The following is a 21,503-nucleotide window of genomic DNA, read 5'->3' as shown; positions in this document are numbered from 1 at the left end:
TATTGGAAGTTTTGTGAATGTGGTTATTTATCGATTGCCACTCATTATTTTTAATCGAGGAGGGGGGGAGTTATTAACATTAAGCTTTCCTCACTCTCATTGCCCACACTGTAAATTTAAGGTTTATAAACGCGATAATATCCCCGTTATTAGTTGGTTTTTATTAGAAGGTAAGTGTAGACATTGTAAAAATACAATATCAAAGATATATCCACTTTCGGAATTTATTTTTGGAGTTATTTTTAGTACGGTTTTTTATTTTTCTTACCAAAATAACGAATTGATAACAATAGTGATTTTCCTTATTGCTTTTAGTACATGTTACGCTATTTTTTTCATTGATTTAAAATGGTATATCATTCCTGACGAACTAAGTTACTTATTGATATGGTTAGGTTTAATCAGTTCAGTCATGAAATGGACATCCGTTATTCCTATTCAAGCCGTACTAGGTTGCGTTTTTATATGGGTATGCATAAAAACCATTATTATAGTATTTAAACGTGTGACAGGAAAAGAGGGTATGGGAGACGGTGATGCCAAGTTATTTGCAGCAGGAGCTACATTTATTGGCATTTCACAGGTACATTGGTTATTTTTACTATCGTCCATATTTGGCATAATATGTTATGTCATATTTAGATTATACAGTTATTCTCCTGATCGAGGTGATTATAAAAGTTACTATGACATTGATGAGAAACACCATGTGCCTTTTGGCCCTGCAATTTGCTTAGCAATTATTTTTTTATTCTATTACAACCAGATGAACTAACTTTTCATATGCTAAATATTCAAAAAGTATATTTTAATGTGTTTTAGTTAGATAGTACATGGATTGTTTTTTTGATTATTAATTTAATTATTTTTTTATTATTGTTTATTGGTTTTTTTTAGGGTATATTAATTTCGTAATTAATCTTTACTTTCATTTTCATGATTCGCTATTTTATGGGGTGCTGGTCACCCCTTTTTTTTATTCATAATTTTATTTATATATTATTTGTATTTTATTTATATTTTCATTATATGCTTCTCTCTTTTGTTTAGTGTTTACTAGCATTAATAAAAATAATTTATTATTTTTATTTTAGCACTAAATTGGAATTAGTTTAATTGGTCATAAGATTTTTACCTACTTAATGGCTGTTAAAGTAGTGTCTTATTGATTTTTAGATATGAGACTATGAAACCATAATGAGTAAGGAGTGTTTAATGCCATCATTTGAAATGATTTCAAATAAAGTTAATAAATTAAGTTCGAAAACACTATCATTAGCAGATATCATGTTAATGTCTCAAGAACAGTTACATGAGCAGTTTAGTCATATTTTAAACAGGGATGAAATTGTTAATTTATATCAAATAGCACAAGAAAAATACAATGAGAATCGATTATTTGAATCCCAATTATTGGCCCGTATTAACCCTCAAACATCTGCTTTACGATCATTAAAGGTAAAGCCTATCGCTGAAAAACACAGTTACATTGATATGTTCCCCGAGCGCTCTAATTATTTTGTTCGCGAGGGGTCTGTTTCTTCTTCTTTTTCTCCTGCTGCTTATTTAACTGAGCTTTATCGAGAGGCTCTGCCTATTCATGACAAACAGTCTGTATACAATTTAGGTAATAGGCGGCCAGATATAAGTAATATACTGTTATCTCAAGACAATATGGATACTGAAACTTCTACACTCACCTATGCAAATGAAATACTTGTGAGTGCAATTTCAAGCATTATGGTAGAACCACCTGATAAGATTGAAGAAAAATTATCATCATGCCGACAGGGTGGAGACCTACCTTACCATCATGCTTACAACACAGTCCGCCTAGGAATTTTTCAGCAAGATCCCCATTTAAAAACAATAACAAGCTTACCAATTTTCAATCAACTACTCACGGCACAAAAGTTGACGGCCCTTAGCTTAAATCTTCCACCTGAAAGCTTTGCCATTTTGACGGAAAACCTCACTGAGGACGAAGAAAAAATTAATGAACTTTATGATAAGAATTTTGGGGAGATCAGTGAGTCTGATTTGTCATCGATAACTCAGTTGTCTCGTTATTATCAAGTTTCTACAGATGAAATTGCCACTTTAATTGAATTAACTCGTCTAAGTTGCGGTTTTACAGATACGGGTGTTGATGGTAATTACAGCGCATTATTCCTTCTTTATTTCAACAAAATGGTTCGGTTATTCAGAGCGACAGAGCTAACGATTCAAGATATGGAGCGCATTGTTCTTAATACAGATTTACCTATTGATAAGTTAACACCCGATATTATTTATCAAATAGCATATGCGAAAATATTTGTGCAGCAAGGTTATTTAACTCTATCAGAAGCCTTCATTTTAGCTAATGCAATGATTGGCATAAGGTCAACATCGCTACAAGTCAGTCAGTTTGATCTTTTATTTAATACACCATTACTTGATGGGAAACGATACGAACTTGATGAGCAACTCATTACAGTTCATCCAGATAAACTCCTTCAAGGCGACAGCTTTCACCGGTCAGTATTAAAACGCAGTTTTAACGTTGATGATGCGGGATTATGGTTACTTCATCAAATGGGGTGCAGAAATAATTCCTATGCATTTAATAATACAAGGGAAAAGCTATCCGATTTATATCGGATCGTGTTGCTTGCACGTGCTCATGCATTAACCATTGATGAACTTGAGATTATCTTGCAGTTATCTGATTATCGTGAAGTACCACTCTATGATCTCGACAATGACCAACTACATGAAATTATACACTATGTATCGAAGATCACTTTGTGGTTAGCAGAGCAAAATTGGAACGTTTATCAGCTATTTATTATGGTAGGCGATATTACGAGTGCAGTGTGGACTCCAGCCCTCGATGATTTACAGCAAACGTTATTAAATGGTATTGGTGCTGTGCCTAATTTACATGGTGAAGCACTTGTGACAAGAATGGCGCCATTTTTTGTTTCAACATTGTCGTTAAATTCTAATTATATTTCAGAACTATGCTTGCATTGGGTTAACCAGATAAAGCCCAATGGGCAAACGGCGGATAAATTTTGGCAACTAATCCAAAAACAATTTCTTACAGATGCAGAACGCGCTGATGTTATTGCATTTATACAAACGCTAACACAATTATCTATTATTATTAATCAAATTCATCTAAGCGAACAAGAATTAGATCTGATTATTAAAAAGCCATCGTTATTGATTTCTAGCCTATCCGAATTAGGTTTAACGACCGAAATATTATTACAATTAACACAGTTTCATCAATGGGTGAATGGTTCAGGTGAATTTTCAAATGATGTGCTTACCGCACTGAATCATCAACAATTATCCGCTGAAATTTTAGCGAGTAGTCTAAACGATGATGTAGCAAAAGTGGGACAAGCACTTATGCTCGCTCGGCAAGTTGGGCTTCGCAGTAATCATAATGATGATGTCTCTTTGCCAACACAAGAACGAACCTATTTAGGGCACTGGGAGCAAGTTTCGATAGCAATACAGTTACTCTACGTGTCAAACCTACTTAATATCACACCTGATGGGATAGTTCAGCTGCTCGAATTATCTTACGAACCTAAAAAAGGCTACTTTTCCTGGACTGTACAAAGCCATCTTATCCAAGGCGCTTTGAATCAACCCGATAACGAAACAGTTTACCATCAATTAGAGGAACAATGGGGGAATGCATTAAGCACATTTTATCGTTTGAAAGCGGCTCCTGTTCCATTACCTACTCGTGATGATGTTTACTATTATTTATTAATTGATAACCAAGTCTCAGGGTCAGTCACAACATCACGAATTGCAGAAACAATTGCATCGTTACAACTCTATATCTACAGAGCACTCAATGATCTAGAAGACAAAACCGAAAGTGGCGTAATCAGCCGCCCATTTTTTATTAATTGGGATAAGTATAATGCCCGGTATAGTACTTGGGCGGGGGGCGCTCAATTACTGTACTACCCTGAAAACTATCTTGACCCAACAATGCGAATTGGGCAAACACAGATGATGGATGGCATGTTGCAAGACATTAGTCAGAGTAATTTGTCCCCTGATACGATAGAAACTGCGTTTAATTCTTATCTTAGTCAATTTGAACACATCGCAAATTTAAATATCGTTAGCGGTTATCATAATAATATTAATTTTGATAATGGGCTTACCTATCTTATTGGTCACTCCGCAGATTCTAGCGGGTTTTATTGGCGTAGCGTCGACCAAGGTCAGTTTAATGAAGACGGAAAATTCCCAGCAAGTGCTTGGAGTGAATGGAAAGCCATTCAGATGGGGATAAATGCAGTTCAAGACTGGGTCAGGCCATTTATTTTTAATTCACGGCTTCATGTTGCTTGGGTTGAGAAAGAAAAACAAACAGATAGTGACAATCAACCAATAGAACACTATATACTGAAAATCAGTAAGTTAAATTACAATGGCACGTGGGCCGCGGTCAACTCTTTTAGTCTTGATAGCACATTACGTATTTTTTCAAAAGACAAGTTATACCAAGTTGGGTTCTATTGTTCCTTGTATAGCAAAAGGGTCGATGGGCTAGATCAAGATACTATCTATATCCTTTTTTATACGAAAAAAGAATTTTATACAGAAGAAATGCCAACGACAGCTTCAGGCTTATTTATTTACCCGAATATGACCACCCAGAATATAAGTAGTCAAGATTCGAAAAATATTGTTCTCAAGGTTTATAATGATTTTGATACATTAAAAAACCAACATTTAATTAAAAAAATAGCGCAGGATAATTATTTATATAATAAATTTCAGTATACCTATATCTATGCGAAATATGGCTACGATAACTTAACTATGGTGAATGGTAGTGGCCTTAGCAATATTAATGTTGTTGAATCAGGAAATAGGGGAATTACATTAAGCCTTGACGCTAATTTGAGTATCTCTTACCGGGGGGAAGGAACACGTCAGCGTGAACAATGTAATATGATGAAAAAATATTACAATAATGAACCAAGCGAGTTTGTTATTTATCCCCAACAAACACTTGCTGGCAAACCGTTGTACAATGTCGTACATATGGTGAAAACGGAGGGGACGTATAATCAAAGTATTCTTCTTAATAACCCGAGTGCTGCTGACTTTTATGCATATAACTTAGGAAATAGAGGTGGTAGTGGGCCCATCCCGCCTTCAGAAGAATACTATCGACTTCCATCTTTAAAAGAATCAACGACACCAATAAGACAAATGGTTGTGTCAGATTCTGCCAACAATAAATCAAGAACAGATGGCTATTATGATATTAATACAGCACTCCCACCCCAAAATGTATATGTTCATATTTTTTCTGGGAATACAAAAAAAAGTTTTCTAGCCAGTAATTATGTTGAAAAACTACCAAATTTCAGCTTAGAGGAGATGATTTATAATTTTACGCACTTAGAGATTGATATTTCATTTTCTGAGTTTATTAATAATAAGCTAACGGTTACAGTGGATTATAATGCATACCCTATTGATATGCGCAGTTTAGGAACAAGAATTTATAAAATTGAAATACAACGGCAAAATCCCAATATCGAAGTAATTAGTTTTAATAAAACAAATTTATATGCGCAATACATGCAACGTGATATGCATCGAGTTCGAATTAATACTTTATTTGCACAGCAGTTAATTACCAAAGCGAATAAAGGTATTGATCATATTTTAACAATGGATACGCAATATTTGCCTGAACCTCAAATGGGAAATGGTGATTATATTCGTGTCACAATACCCAAATACGATACTGGGCTGCATGGTAATTCAAGAGCGGCTAAGTTACTTATCGGGTCAGAAAGCGCCTCTATGGCTGTTTTTTGGCAGGGCAGATTGAATGATATCGATACGAATATCGTGCTTTTTGTTCCTTTAAGCCGAAAGGCATCACCGTTCAATGATATTATTGATTTTCCTAGTAATACTGAATTAACTTTACAGCTGCATTTCCAAAGTCAGAGTGGTCTTTCATCTATTGGTGTACTCGCTGCCTCAGTGGAAAATAACCGACTTTATCTTTCCAATTATACGCCAAATAGTCATCAATCTGTACAAGTTGAATTGCTAAAAAATTATATTGAGCCAATGGATTTTACGGGGGCTAATTCACTGTATTTTTGGGAGATGTTTTATTACTTACCCGCTATGGTGTGTTCCCGGTTATTACAAGAAAACCAATTTGATCAAGCGCTTACCTGGCTTAAGTATATTTGGAGCCCAATGGGGTACCAAACATGGCAAGGCAATAAAGCGCCATACTCTTGGAATTGTAGACCACTTGAAGAAAGTATCTCTTGGAGTGCGTCGACGATTGATACCACAGATCCTGATGTTATCGCACAAAATGACCCTATACACTATAAGATCACAACATTTATGAAAATGCTGGACTTATTAATTGCTCGTGGGGATACAGCCTATCGGCAACTTGAAAGGGATATGTTGAATGAAGCTAAAATGTGGTATACCCATGCGCTGAGTTTACTTGGAGAAAAACCGTATATTCCTAATATAGGCGATAAATGGGGGGATATTAATTTAGGTGCCGCCGCAGAACAACAACGCATTAAGAATTATCATGATGATCTTATTCATATTCATCAAAGTGGGGTCTTACGTCGACCATCAGAAAGAGTTGAACAACTGATGCCATGTTTCTATCCGCAGGTGAATACAAAGCTTGAAGGCTACTGGGATCTATTAGAACTACGGTTATATAACTTGCGCCATAACCTTTCAATTGATGGGCAACCTTTGCATTTACCTTTGTATGCTGAGCCCCTTTCCCCAGAAGTATTAAAAAGTTCAAGCATTATTTCATCACACGGAGGGAGAGCATTACCGAAGGTACAATTACCCCTACAACGTTTTTCAGTTGCATTAGGTAATGCACGAGGATTAGTCAGTCAATTGATGCAATTTGGTAACATGTTGCAGGGGATTATTGAACGACAGGATAGTGAAGCGATGGCTGAGATGATGCAGCTACAGGCAAGTGATCTTTCGCAAGTATCCATTGCCTTGCAAGAATCAACCATTGCTGAAATTGAAGCGGATAAAAAAGTTCTACAGGCTAATAGACAAGGCGCTTTACAGCGTTTCAATAGCTATACCCGCCTTTATGATGAAAATGTGAATGTGGGCGAACAATTGGCGATGGATCTTTTTTTATCATCATCCATCACAGCATTGAGTTGCGAAGCATTACGTATGTCAGCAGCGATAATGAATATGATCCCTAATATTTATGGCCTTGCCGTTGGCGGTGGGGAGAGTGGCGCTATTTTCAACGCGTTAGCCATTGGTACAGAAATGAGCTCTCATGCTACGCGAATTTCAGCGGAACGCCTTAGTTATAATGAAACCTATAGACGCCGACGCCAAGAGTGGGGGATCCATAAAGATAATGCACAGAATGAGTTGGAACAAATAGATGCTCAGCTTGATCTGTTGGGAATTCGTCAGGAATCGGCAAAGCTGCAAAAGCGCTATTTAGAAATGCAAAGGGGACATACACAAGCTCAACTGGAATTTATACAACGCAAATTTAGCAATAAAGCCATGTATAACTGGTTACGTGGTTGTTTATCTTCAATTTATTATCAATTTTATGACCTTACATTGTCTCGTTGTTTAATGGCTCAAGAGGCTTTCCGTTGGGAGACCAACCAACGTGATGCCACATTCATCAAACCAGGCGCATGGAACAGTAATTATGCGGGATTACTGGCAGGAGAAAACCTTGCGTTGAATTTGACTCAACTGGATGAAGCATACCTTAAACAAGAAAGTCGCCCGATGGAAGTGACTCGTACAATCTCTCTGGCGCAATGGTATTCCTCACAACCTGATGGTAACGGTTTTATCTTAGCGGATGAAGTGAAAAACATCTTGATTAAAGAGGAAGGCGGGGTGGGAACTCGAGAAAATGGATTAATACTCGAGCATAATGGCATTTTAATGAGCACATTTAAACTTGCTGATTTTAATATCAAAAATGACTACCCAGATAATTTAGGCAATATTCGTCGAATTAAACAAATAAGTGTATCTCTTCCAATGCTAATGGGGGCTTATCAGGATATTCAAGCTGTGCTGAACTACAGTAGTAGCCTTATCGTTCCGAGGGGATGCAATACTATTGCACTTTCCCACGGCATTAATGATAGTGGTCAATTCCAACTCAATTTTGATGATCCCCAATTCCTACCTTTTGAAGGCATTCCTATTGATGATAGCGGGATTTTCACCCTCAGTTTTCCAAATGCAACAGGAAAGCAAAAATTATTACTTTTGAGTTTAAGTAATATTATTTTGCATATTCACTACGGTATACGTCAATAATCTCATGGAAGTACAGGCAGGAGACTGCCTGTCAGGAAAATACTATGGAAAAACAATCAGGTGTTAATATTGCGCCATTATCGCTCCCAAAGGGTGGTGGAACTAGCCAAGGTATGGGGGAGAACATTGCAAGTGCAGGCCCAAGTGGTATGTCATCAATGTCAATTCCACTTCCTTTATCTTCGGGGCGAACCTATTCCCCCTCTCTCTTATTATCCTATAGCAGTGGAGCAGGGAATGGCGCTTTTGGTTTAGGCTGGCAAGTAGGGCTGTTATCAATTAGCCTCAGAACACAACATGGCGTTCCCCGTTACGCAGGAAAGGATCAGTTTTTGTCGCCAGCAGGCGAGCTATTAGTGATAGCGGTCAATACATTAGGCGCTGCCGATGTTCAACGACGCACACAATTACAGGGTGTAACGCTATCATCGACACATTTAGTGACGACGTATCAACCGAGAGTGATTGAAGATAATAGCCGCTTAGAATATTGGCAACCGAGTAGTGAAGGTGAAGAAAAGCCTTTCTGGGTTATTTATTCACCTGATGGAAATATCCATTTTTTAGGTAAGACGAAACAGGCGCGTATTTATTGCGCTGAAAATACCAACCAAATTGCACAGTGGCTTATTGAGGAAACCATTACGCCCACTGGAGAACATGTTTATTATCAGTATAAGGCCGAAAATATCGCTAACTGTGATGAACAAGAGCAAGCGCTCTCTTCCGCAAGTGTGGGGGCACAACGTTACTTATGGCAGGTTTCGTATGGCAACATTCAAGCAGCACAAACGCCTTTCATTCTAAGAGATACCCCTATTCAAGAAAATAGTTGGTTGTTTCATGCCATCTTTGATTATGGCGAGCGCAGCATCATCGATATAGATAAGCCCGATTATCATGAGCAATCACTTTGGTTGTGCCGGCCTGACTGTTTTTCACGGTTTGAATATGGTTTTGAAATAAGAACACGTCGCCTTTGCCAACAAGTTCTGATGTTTCATCGGGTCGATTTATTGTCAGGCGCAACTGCCTCTGAACAGCCACCTGAACTCGTCGCCAGAGTGGTGTTTGAATATGATTTGCAGCCTACATTAACCACGCTGGTGGCTGTAAAACAAATAGGGCATGAAATTGGAGGGGAAATAGTTACCAGAGCGCCTTTAGAATTTGATTATCAACATCAAGAACGCCCTAAAGCGAGTCAATGGGGGGAGTTCACGGCGTTACAATATTTCAATTCACAGCAGTCATATCAACTGGTTGATTTATTTGGTGAAGGAATTTCGGGGATTTTATATCAATCGCCTGAAGCTTGGTGGTACCGTTCCCCTGAGCGTGATGCCACCATTGGGGAAAATGCGGTGAGTTATGCGGAACCCACTGCATTAGTGCAAACGCCTTCTTTGAAACAAAATGCGGTTTTGATGGATTTTACGGGGAATGGCCAATTAGATTGGGTTATTGCTCAACCTGGTCTTGAAGGTTACTACAGTCAACAGCCTGATAGTCGCTGGACTCAATTTATTCCCATCTCTGCATTTCCGACGGAATACTTCCACTCTAGATCACAACTTATTGATTTAACAGGTAACGGTATCATAGACCTTGTTTTAATAGGCCCGAAAAGTGTACGTATTTACGCCAATAACAGAGAGGGATTTTCGGCGGGTGAACTCACGATACAACCTGAGGGAGTGGTTTTACCGATTGCCAACGCAGAAACATTAGTCGGGTTTAGTGATCTTTTAGGATCAGGCCAACAGCATTTGGTCGAAATTAATGCTGGAGGGGTCACTTGCTGGGCAAATTTAGGTTATGGGCAATTTAGTCCCCCACGCACGCTCGACGGTTTTAGTTTGCCAAAAGCCTTATTCAATCCAAATTTTATTTATCTTGTTGATACGGATGGCTCTGGTTATGTTGACTTAATTTATGTGCAACCGACACAACTTTTAGTGTATAGCAATGAAGCGGGTAATCGCTTTAGTGAACCTTATGTCATCGCGTTACCCACAGGGGTGCAATTTGATAATACATGCCTGTTGCAAGCTGCAGATGTGACGGGTATGGGGGTAGTTAGCTTAATCTTAACTGTTCCACATCAAGCCCCTTATCACTGGAAATTGGATTTTGCCTCGGAAAAAGCGTGGTTATTAAGCACAATCAACAACAATATGGGGGCTGAAACGTCACTGAGGTATCGAAGTTCTGCACAATTTTGGCTCGATGAAAAAGCTAAGTTGCAGAGAATGGGCTTACCTATAGTTTCGCATCTTCCATTCCCTATCCATGTTTTATGGCAGACACAAAGCGTGGATGAAATTACGCAAAACTGTTTGATCAGCAGTATCCGTTATGAGCAAGGGGTTTGGGATGGTGTTGAACGTGAATTTCGTGGTTTTGGTTACTTGGAAATGCTCGATACTGATGAGCGAGCCCAAGGGAATGCCCCCGAACGTACTGCTCCAACCCTAACAAAAAACTGGTTTTTAACGGGAAATCAAACGGTTGACCAACAGCAATATCACTATTTTTGGGAAGGAGATCCTCACGCATTTGACCATTTATATCCACGCTACAGCCAATGGGTTGATGACAAAGATATATCACTGGATACTTTTCCTGATGGGGGAGAATATTGGCTTTCCAGAAGTTTAAAGGGGATGCCGCTACGTACTGAGGTGTTTGGTTTAGACGGGAGTGATAAACAACATGTTCCCTATAATATTGTAGAATTTCGGTTTCAATCGCGTTTACTCCCCTCCACATCGGCTCAATATGTCACCCAAGTTTCACAAATAGAAGAAAGAACTTATACCTACGAGCGAATTATCTCTGATCCACAATGTGCTCAATCTATTGTTGTTGAACAGGATTTATATGGGGCAGTCCTTAAGGAAGTCACGATTGCTTACCCTCGTAGACCAAAACCAGCAAGTGATCCTTATCCGACGACACTTCCAACTACCACTGTAGGAAGTAGCTATGATGAACAACAAACTATTTTACGCTTAGTGATAAAACAATCGCGATGGCATCAATTAATCTCCTCTGATACTTATGTTTTAGGTATTGCGGATTGTCAACGTAGTGATGCATTTGAATTTGTGGCCACAGAGGTGCCAAAAGAAGGGATTACGCTTGAAACGTTGATAGCTAACAATGGCCTATTAGGTAAACATCGTGCTTCGGCGTACTTAGGTCAACAGCGGATCGTTTATACCGATGGTAAACGCGAGTTTGTGGAGCCTATTTTCCCTGTTCTCGTGGCGTATACCGAAACCGCAGTTTTAGATGAACAAGCATTAAAAGCATTTGATGGACATATTGGAAAAGAGGAGCTTATTCAATATTTATATAAAGGTGGCTATACCCAAGCGCCACAGCTATTGGGTCATTCCACGGAGTTGGTTTGGTGTGCTCGTCAAGGTTACACCGATTATGGTGATGCAAAACAATTTTGGCGGCCATTGGCGACTCGAACGACGTTATTGACGGGGAAAACACATTATCGTTGGAGTCAACATTACTGTGTAATCACTGCGATGGAAGATGCTGCAGGCATGACAACATATGCACAGTATGATTATCGGTTTATGACGCCAATTCAAATTCAAGATATCAATAATAACCAAAGTCATGCCGCATTAGATGCCCTAGGGCGAGTCACGTCTACACGTTTTTGGGGAACAGAAAATGGCTTACCGTGTGGTTATAGCCCCCCGTCAGATAAACCTTTTAAGGCACCATTAACTGTTGAGGACATTCTAAGTTTGCCAAAAGGCACCCCTGTTTCCCAAGCGATTGTTTACTGTGATGATAGCTGGATGTATCAAATTGATAAACCACATGATTTACCTCAGGATTTTAAAATAACAATAGGGAAAAAAATAGGTTCTTTAGCGCTACGTCGGTTGCGAAGGTCTTGTGCATTAAAGCAAAAACCATTTGTCGCTTTGACGACGGGTATGCGTATTCCACCGCATTTTTGTACGATTACGACAGACCGTTATGATAATGACCCTGAACAGCAGCTACGCCAACAAGTGGCTTTTTTTGACGGTTTTGGGCGATCGTTACAAACGTCTATACGCCATGAAGCTGGAAATGCTTATATACGTGATGATTCAGGGGCTCTTCAGTGTGATCCTCAAGGAAAGTTAATTGAACGCTTTACATCAACTCGTTGGGCTGTAACAGGAAAAACAGAATACAACAACAAAGGTCTTGCCGTCAGAACTTATCAACCTTATTTCCTCAATAGCTGGCGTTATGTCAGTGATGCTAGCAGCCGGAGTGATTTGTATGCCGATACGGTTTATTACGACCCACTAGGAAGAGCTAGCCAAGTATTAACGGCTAAAAATTATTTACGGCGTACTCAAATATTCCCGTGGTTTACAGTTGAAGAAGACGAAAATGATACGTTAGAAGGGTAAACAGGGGGAGACGATGAAAAAAAGCGTAAACATGTCTTTTCATGCAGGAACACCCACAATACAAGTTACGGATAATCGGGACTTGACTATTCGCCATCTACAGTATTATCGGGAACCAAAACAACCTACAGATCTTGATGAACGAGTCACATTACAGCAGTTAAACATACAGGGGTATTTAGTCAGTTCAGCTGATCCTCGGTTAGGCTCAAGCAAGATAAACAACATGATTTCCCGCTATAATTTAATGGGAGAGACTCTGTTCACTCATGGGGTTGATGTGGGAGATTCCGTTGCGCTAAATGATATTGAGGGACGTTTATTATTTAGCATTGATGCGAATGGCATTCGTCGAACTTGCCAATATGAGGCCAAAATGACGTTGGGCCGTCCTATTAGCATCTCGGAACAAATAAATAACGAAGCTCCTTATATCAGCGAATGCTTTATTTATGCAGGTTCCTCCATTGACGAACAAAAAGCAAATTTGGCAGGGGCCTGTGTTGGTCACTATGACACAGCGGGGTTATTAGTATTAAAACAGGTTTCCCTTCAAGGGAAGCCGTTGTTAACGACTCGTCAATTTATACTGAAAATTGAAGAGAGGGAAACGGATGTTAATTGGACGAATAATGAAGCAAAACAAAAACTTGAAACGGAAGAGTACGGCTATCAAATACACGTTGATGCCACAGGGAGTTTGCTGAAATCTATCGATGCGAAAGGCAATCAGCAACGCTACGCATACAATATTGCTGGGCAACTTAAACATCATTGGCTAACTATTAATGGTCAAAAAGAGCGTTCGGTGATTCAATCGGTTGAATATTTAGCATCAGGGCAAAAACAGCAAGAAGAATTGGGTAATCATGTGCTCACACAGTATGAATATGAGCCACAAACACAGCGTTTATTGCGCGTCAAAACACAACGACCCAATACTAATTCGCTAGGCTTCAAACTTTTCCAAGACATCCATTATGAATATGATCCTGTGGGAAATAGGACAAGTATGCGTAATGATGCAGAAAAAACACGTTTTTGGCGTAACCAAAAAATCCCCCCTGAACAGTGCTATCAATATGATTCATTATACCAACTGGTTAGTGCTACAGGGCGTGAAATGGCGAATATTGGGCAACAACATCATCAAATACCTCACTATGTGCCTTTTGATAATGCAACTTATACCCAATATATTCGGCATTATGTTTATGACCGAGGAGGAAACCTAACCAACATCCATCATCACTCTCCTGCCACCAATCAAAGTTATATAATACAAATGACGGTAAGCGATAAGAGTAACCGTGCCATCAGTAAGTCATTAGCCACGGAATCAAACCAGGTTGATGATTTTTTCACTTTAAATGGCCAGCAAAAACAGCTGATGAAAGGACTATATCTCAATTGGAACCCGCGTCAGGAGTTACAACATGTTTCCAGCCTAAGCTTGAATGAACATTATCGTTATGACAGCGCAAGTCAGCGTGTTTTCAAAATGAGTCAACAAGATCATTCTTGTGTCCAAACAAGGTATTTAACGGATTTGGAAGTCAACATTACACAACGAAATGACATCATAAAAGAACGTTTACAGGTCGTTAACATCGGGGGTGAAGATAATGTTCAAGTGCACGTTTTACACTGGGAGGATAACGCGCCTGATGGTATCAAGAATAATTTATGGCGTTACAGTTTTGATTTTTGGGCTGGTAATGGGGGTTTAGAGTTAGATGAAGAGGGGCGAATTCTCAGCCAGGAGGAGTTTTATCCTTATGGCGGTACAGCTGTTTGGTTGGCAAGTAATCAGGTAGAAGCTGATTATAAAATACGACGTTATTCAGGTAAAGAACGTGATAAGACTGGGTTGTATTATTATGGTTACCGTTACTACCAACCGTGGGTTGGTCGTTGGTTAAGTGCCGACCCCTTGGGAACGGTGGATGGGCTGAATTTCTACCGAATGTCTCGTAATAACCCGATCAACTATCATGACCCTAATGGCCTATTTCCTTTTCATTTGCTTAATCCATTACATTGGGTCAGAGAGTTAAGGCGAAGATCAGCAGAAAGAAAAACGGCAGAAAATGCAGATTATAGTTATATTTTCATGGCTAATGGCCGTTATTGGAACAACCGTTTTAATGATAAAGCGAGCTTTGATCGGGTCACACATAAAAATATTGAGTACTTACGCAAGGTTACCTCACCATTGAATGAGGCGGAATCAAGTTTTGTTGAACGATTTACCAAATTGAATTTTACATTACTTCATGCGTCAAAGACGGATTTTATGGTTAATGGCGAGGTCACATTTAAGTCAAGAGTCGCATTACGAAATAATAATATTATTGATTACACACATAATCACACCAGCTATTCAGATGAAATGAATTTACAAACAAAGGAATTTGTTTTTTTCTCACTAGGTATTGAGGGGGCAGAAGGTAAGCAGGTTAGCCGATTTGGCGATAAATTATATTATACCCCTTTAAATAGTGTCGAAAACGAACAATACATGCCGTATTCACATATTTCGATTAATGACACCTTAAACTACAACACGCGACAATTCTCAAGGCGCTTAGGGCGTACGTTTGGTCGTGATGATGGCAATATCTTTAAAGAAGAAAGAATTGCTAAAGAAGCTAGCGAAACGGTCTATGCCTACCGTAATTTTAAAGAAGCAATCGCGTTAAGGATGATCAACTCTGCAAAGTTACTTTCTCCAGCAGGATATAGCCGAATAGTTAATACTCAGAGCAATCAAGAGTTTGATATGTTTATGTCATTATTATTTCGTCCTCAACTTCTCGTTCCGAGAGAATTAAAATCAAAAAATACCACAATAAAATCAATTCAGCATAGGCCTGAACTCATGGGGACATGTTAGGAGGTAATTAATTTCTTTGTAATATAAGGAGAAACATGACTTTTTTATTGTCAACAAAAACACCAACAATCGATGTTGTTGATAATCGAGGACTAAATATACGAACGTTTGAATATCATCGACACCCTAATGCACTGAATATGACTGATGAGCGAATTTCATACCAGCAGTTTAATATAAAAGGGTATTTGTACAAAAGTACTGACCCACGTTTACATATTCATGTCCAAGCTAATTTTTGCTATCACTATGATCTGTTGGGAACACTACTTTATTCAAATGGCGTTGATAATGGTGAGGTACGACGGCTAAATGATATTGAAGGGCGTTTGTTAGTCAGTATTGATGCTAATAATATTTGGCGTACGTGTGATTACGAGGGTAAAAACACGTTAGGGAGATTAATTCGTTGCCTAGAACGTGACGCTGTCACTATTGTGAGTGATTATTTTGTTTATGCAGGTAATTCTCCTGTAGAGCAGGCAAACAACTTAGCAGGACACTGCATTTCCCACTATGACCCCGCAGGGTTATTACAGCTGAACCAAATATCCCTCACGGGATCGCCGCTTTCAACTGCTCGGTGTTTTATTCAAGACGCCGAGAATGCGGAAGTCATTGCAAATTGGCGGCAGGGTGAAATGGATAATACGCTTTCGCAAGAGATTTTTGTTAATCAAAAGGCCTATGATGCGACAGGTTCTATATTATTGACGCAGGATGCGAAAGGCCATCAGCAGCGCTTATTTTATGATATTGCGGGGCAGTGTATAGGGCATTGGCTAACGATTTCGGGTGAGCCCGAACGGGTTCTCGTTCAATCCATCACTTATACCGCCAATGGAAATATTGTGCGAGAGGAATGGGGGAATGGAGTGGTTTCATGGAATGAATATGAGCCTCAAACCCAACGTTTAATTCGCTCTCGAACAGAGCGACCAGTAACCCATCCTCTCGGTTTTAAACGCCTACAAGATTTACGTTATCAATATGATCCCGTAGGGAATATTGTTTGTATTTACAATAATGCTGAACCTGTACGCTTTTGGCGAAACCAAAAAATAGAGCCGAAACAAAGCTTTGTCTATGATAGTTTATATCAATTGGTGAGTGCATCAGGGCGTGAAATGGCAAGTAATATCACGGAAAAGACCAAACTACCCAGATATTGTTCGTTCGACAGTATGACTATCACCCAATATTTTCGTACCTATCAGTATGATCGCAGTGGCAATTTAATACAGATCCACCATCGAGCTCCTGCGACAAACCAATGCTATACCCAATCAATGACCACAAGTACGCACAGTAATCGCTCTGTTCTCGATTCACTTACTGCACACAGTGATGAAGTTGACCACTTTTTTACACCAAGCGGACAGCAGACACAGTTATTTCAAGGGCAATGCCTTGACTGGACGGTGCGGCAAGAATTACGACAGGTTTATCAGGGAGAGGTTAATGAACATTATCGTTATGATTCGAATAGTCAGCGTGTTTTAAAGGTTAGCCAACAAAAATCAAATAGTTACCAAACCTATTACTTAGACGACTTAGAATTGCGTTACAAACAAATTCATGGAAAAGAAGCAGAGCAACTACAACTGATTGTTGTAGGGAATGCGGGAATTGCATCTATTCGCGCTTTGCATTGGACAAACAGAAGGGCAGATATAATTAAAAATAACGTAATACGTTACAGTATTAATGCGTTAGCGGGGAGTGGTGATTTAGAACTGGATCAATCAGGGCAATTGATGAGTTATGAAGAGTATTATCCCTATGGTGGAACTGCAATATGGGCAGCACGCAGTGCGCTTGAAGGGGAAGATAAGACACATCGTTATTCAGGTAAAGAACGGGATGCAACAGGGCTTTACTATTATGGTTATCGCTATTATCAGCCATGGTGTGGGCGTTGGTTAAGTGCCGACCCTGGTGGAACTGTCGATGGATTGAATTTGTTTCGAATGGCAAGGAATAACCCACTGAAATATAAAGATAATAATGGGCTAAATCCGTTTAATCAAATTGTTGAATATTATCATCGGCGCATTGATGAAAAGGCTAAAATAAGAGCCAATGAAAGCTATAAAATCATGTCGACAGGTACAGATTGGGTTTCACGCTCTGATGATTCAATCCCGTTTATGGATCTCGATTCTTTCAATGCAATGACGCAGGATAATATGCAGAATTTACGCCTTGCTGTGGGTGAAATCAGGGGCGATTCGTTAGAATTTGTGAATAATTTCAACGAATTAAAATTTGACTTAATTCATTTCACAGATAAACGATTTTTAGAACGTGGTAGTCATGCCGTTTTTCGTTCCCGAGATAGCTTGCTAGACAAAATGCTGATCCGCTCTGACCACACGAACACCACAGATTTCGATTTTGTGGGTTTAAAAACAAAAGATTTTGTTTTTTTCTCTCTCGGTGTTGAGGGAGTGACAGGGAAAATGGGTAGCCGATTTGGTGATTTAAAATATGTTACCCCACTAAATTCAGTACGTGATTATAAGTATTTAAAATATGGGCATATGGCAATTAATGATACGATGCTGTTTGATAAAAGAATGACATCACAAGGTAGGCTTGTTGACAAATTTCGAGGTGATCTGTGTGCTGCCGCAACATTAACTCATGAAAAAATTGCAACAAAACCCAGTGATACGCTTTATCCGTATAGTGATTTTAAAGAAGCACTTGCATTACGCATCGTCAAATCAACGCGATTACTCAACAAACATTCGCAACAAATTGTTTTCTCAACAACTTCAGACGCAGAATTCGATAATTTAATTTCCCTTTTTTACCGCCCTCAAATTCTTGTCCCTAAAAAATTACATTCGAAGAATACTCGAATTGTACAAGGGCAGAGAATGAATATTCATTAATGATTTGAATATAAAGGAAAATAATATGAATTTGTCTTTGTTTACATCAACACCATTAGTGGTTGTAAGGGATAATCGAGGAAATAAAATCCGGAAAATTGACTATTATAGGCATCCTAATTTTGCAGAACAGACCGAGGAGCGTATTGAGTTTTATCAATTTAACACTCATGGTTTCTTAGCAACCGTTGCTGACCCGCGGCAATATGTAAAACAACAAGTTAATTTCAATTATAGATATAACCTTTTGGGGTTTTCACTGCAAACTCAGGGAATAGATAACGGTACAGTGAGGGTTCTTAATGATTCTGCAGGACGTTTGTTATTAAGTCTTGATGCCAATAATTTATGGCGTAATTTTATTTATGAAACGTCAGCGTCTTTAGGTCGGTTAACGCATATTTGGGAAAAAACTGCCGAGCAGGGGGAGCGTATTAGTGATTACCTTGAATATGCAGGGAACTCACTTCACGAGCAAAATGCTAATTTGTCTGGTCAATGTATTCGTCACTATGATACGGCTGGCCTATTGCAAATAGGCCAAATCTCTCTCACTGGGGAAGCAATTCACATTACAAGAAAGTTAATTCAATCACTTGATAATCAAGATTTTTATGTTAACTGGAATACAAATGACCGAGATGGGATGTTAAATCCTGAGCCTTTTTGTACAGAACTAAAAAATGATGCAACTGGGGCTAACATTCTTAGTATAAACGCAAAGGGGCATCAACAGCGTTTACATTATGATATCGCAGGGCAGTTACAATTTTGTGGGTTAACCATAAAAGGCGAGATTACACAATGCATGATCAAATCAATAGAGTATTCCGCAGCTGGGCAAAAACTGTGTAAAAAATTGGGAAATGGTGTTGTGACATATTATGAATATGAACCACAAACACAACGGCTTATTCGGTTTAGCACTGAACGAGCAAATAATCACGAATTGGGTTTTAAATGTTTTCAGGATTTGCGTTATCAATATGACCCCGTCGGAAATATATTATGTATTCGTAATGATGCAGAGCAAACACGTTTTTGGCAAAATCAAAAAATAGAGCCTGAACAAAGGTTTACATACGATACACTGTATCAGTTAGTGAGTGTAACAGGCCGCGAAATGGCGAATATTAATCAGCAAAGGCATGCATCTCCTCAACGTTTTATGTTCGATAGTTCAATGTGCACCTATTACAATCGCACATATCATTATGATAAATCAGGTAATTTAATCGAATCCCGCCATCGCACTCCAGCAATACATAGCGGCTATACAATAAAAATGACGGTCAGTGATAGAAGTAACCGCGCAATAGATTATTCATTGGCGATGGAAGCTAAAGATGTTGATGCATTTTTCACGCAGAGTGGACAGCAAAAGCAATTAATGAAGGGCCAAACGCTGGATTGGACTGTACGTCAAGAATTACTGAGTATGAGGGGGGAAACGATTTACGAACAATACCGTTATGGTAGCGACCACCAACGAATTTTTAAACTCACCGAACATAATCAACAAATAGCGACTGTCATTTACTTACCTAATCTCGAACTAAAAAATATTAACCATCAAGAGAAACTTCAGGTTATCCATATCAATGAAACCAATGGAGTGCGGGTTCAGGTTTTGCATTGGGAACAAGGAAAACCTAAAGAAATAGATAATAATTCAATACGTTATTCTATTGATTCATTTAATGGCAATAGCGGATTAGAGCTAGATAGCCAAGGTAACTTAATTAGCCTAGAAGAATACTACCCCTATGGAGGGACTGCAGTATGGCTTGTACGTAATGACGTTGAAGCGGATTACAAAACGATACGCTATTCAGGAAAAGAACTTGATGCAACAGGGTTATATTACTACGGTCATCGCTATTATCAACCATGGTGTGGTCGTTGGCTAAGTGCAGACCCTGGCGGAACAGTCGATGGTTTAAATCTTTTTAAAATGACGAGAAATAACCCATTAAAATACCAAGATAATGATGGTCTTAACCCAATTGACCGCGTTGTAGGATACTACCAGCAGTATAATAATTACCGGGCAAAATCACGTGCCAACCAGAGCTACCAGATTATGTCTTTAGGTGAACGATGGTTAGATAATAATAGCTATCGCCCTGTTTTTAATAACTTAGAGACATTTTTTGCGCATACTCAGGAAAATATGGTTCAGATTAGGACTAAGGTAGGTGACCTGAGTGATGATGAGAGAGGTTTTGTTGATAACTTTACTAAGCTAGATTTCACCTTACTGCATTTTTCAGACCAACAATTTCTTAAACCCCATAACCGTGCAACGTTTCGTTCAAGAAATGAGCTCATCAAGAAAGGGATCTTATCTGCGTGTGAAACCAATACCACACCAAGCGATGTACTGAACTTGAAAACGGTTGATTTTGCTTTTTTCTCATTAGGAATCAGAGGAGTGCGCGGAAAAACACGGAGTGAATTCGGTGATAACCTGTACGTCACTTCTGTAGATGATATCACGGGCTATAAGTATATGAATTATAGCCATATGGCTATCAATGATACCTTGGACTTTTATCGCAGAGAAACGGATATAAAACGTTTAGCAGCACGCTTTCCTGATGACTCATCAGGTGTCGCCGCACTAAAAAGTGAAACGATCGCAGAGAGTGCGATTAACACGTTGTATTCATTTCAAGATTTTAGAACAGCACTTGCTTTAAGAATCGTGGACTCAGCACGTTTGCTTTCTTCTGAGTCACAGTTAAGTGTTTATGAAACCTCAACCAATGACAGTTTTGACCAATTAATTTCGTTATTTTACCGTCCTCAAATGCTTGTTCCTAAGAAATTAAAATCCAAGGCAACGACGGTGTCTAATGTTCGGCTTAACTAATGGGGTCAAAT

6 protein-coding genes are annotated in these 21,503 nt (G+C 38.9%); all 6 read left to right on the top strand.

Annotation, left to right across the window (positions count from 1 at the left end; translation table 11 throughout):
- Positions 1-13 precede the first annotated feature (13 nt).
- The 6 genes from ACE2AL_RS10410 to ACE2AL_RS10385 all read left to right on the top strand — a co-directional run bounded on the left by ACE2AL_RS10410 (position 14) and on the right by ACE2AL_RS10385 (position 21,492).
- Positions 14-775: a prepilin peptidase gene (locus tag ACE2AL_RS10410; protein ID WP_375083470.1), complete on the top strand. Its 762-nt coding sequence runs from the start codon at positions 14-16 to the stop codon at positions 773-775.
- Between the two features lie 440 nt (positions 776-1,215).
- Complete coding sequence (locus tag ACE2AL_RS10405) at positions 1,216-8,379, top strand: neuraminidase-like domain-containing protein (protein WP_375083469.1); 7,164 nt, start codon at positions 1,216-1,218, stop codon at positions 8,377-8,379.
- Between the two features lie 44 nt (positions 8,380-8,423).
- Positions 8,424-12,821, top strand: coding sequence for a SpvB/TcaC N-terminal domain-containing protein (locus ACE2AL_RS10400; RefSeq protein ID WP_375083468.1), 4,398 nt, complete (start codon positions 8,424-8,426; stop codon positions 12,819-12,821).
- A 13-nt stretch (positions 12,822-12,834) separates the two neighbouring features.
- Entirely contained in the window at positions 12,835-15,717 is a 2,883-nt protein-coding gene (locus tag ACE2AL_RS10395) for an RHS repeat-associated core domain-containing protein (RefSeq protein WP_375083467.1), read from the top strand.
- 35 nt (positions 15,718-15,752) lie between these two features.
- Positions 15,753-18,617, top strand: coding sequence for an RHS repeat-associated core domain-containing protein (locus ACE2AL_RS10390; protein ID WP_375083466.1), 2,865 nt, complete (start codon positions 15,753-15,755; stop codon positions 18,615-18,617).
- 25 nt (positions 18,618-18,642) lie between these two features.
- The gene (locus ACE2AL_RS10385) at positions 18,643-21,492 is read left to right on the top strand and encodes an RHS repeat-associated core domain-containing protein (protein WP_375083465.1); all 2,850 of its coding nucleotides are present in this window, start codon (positions 18,643-18,645) and stop codon (positions 21,490-21,492) included.
- Positions 21,493-21,503: the final 11 nt, after the last annotated feature.

The sequence above is a fragment of the Providencia xihuensis genome (genome assembly GCF_041953405.1).
Lineage (GTDB): Bacteria > Pseudomonadota > Gammaproteobacteria > Enterobacterales > Enterobacteriaceae > Providencia > Providencia vermicola.
The sequence above is the reverse complement of the archived record's forward strand: the minus strand, read 5'-3'. Positions and strand labels throughout refer to the sequence as shown.

What these genes read in the sequence shown, in the direction of transcription:
- ACE2AL_RS10405 (WP_375083469.1), top strand. Translation starts at nt 1,216, where the DNA reads ATGCCATCATTTGAAATGATTTCAAATAAAGTTAATAAATTAAGTTCG.
- ACE2AL_RS10390 (WP_375083466.1), top strand. Translation starts at nt 15,753, where the DNA reads ATGACTTTTTTATTGTCAACAAAAACACCAACAATCGATGTTGTTGAT.
- ACE2AL_RS10400 (WP_375083468.1), top strand. Translation starts at nt 8,424, where the DNA reads ATGGAAAAACAATCAGGTGTTAATATTGCGCCATTATCGCTCCCAAAG.
- ACE2AL_RS10385 (WP_375083465.1), top strand. Translation starts at nt 18,643, where the DNA reads ATGAATTTGTCTTTGTTTACATCAACACCATTAGTGGTTGTAAGGGAT.
- ACE2AL_RS10395 (WP_375083467.1), top strand. Translation starts at nt 12,835, where the DNA reads ATGAAAAAAAGCGTAAACATGTCTTTTCATGCAGGAACACCCACAATA.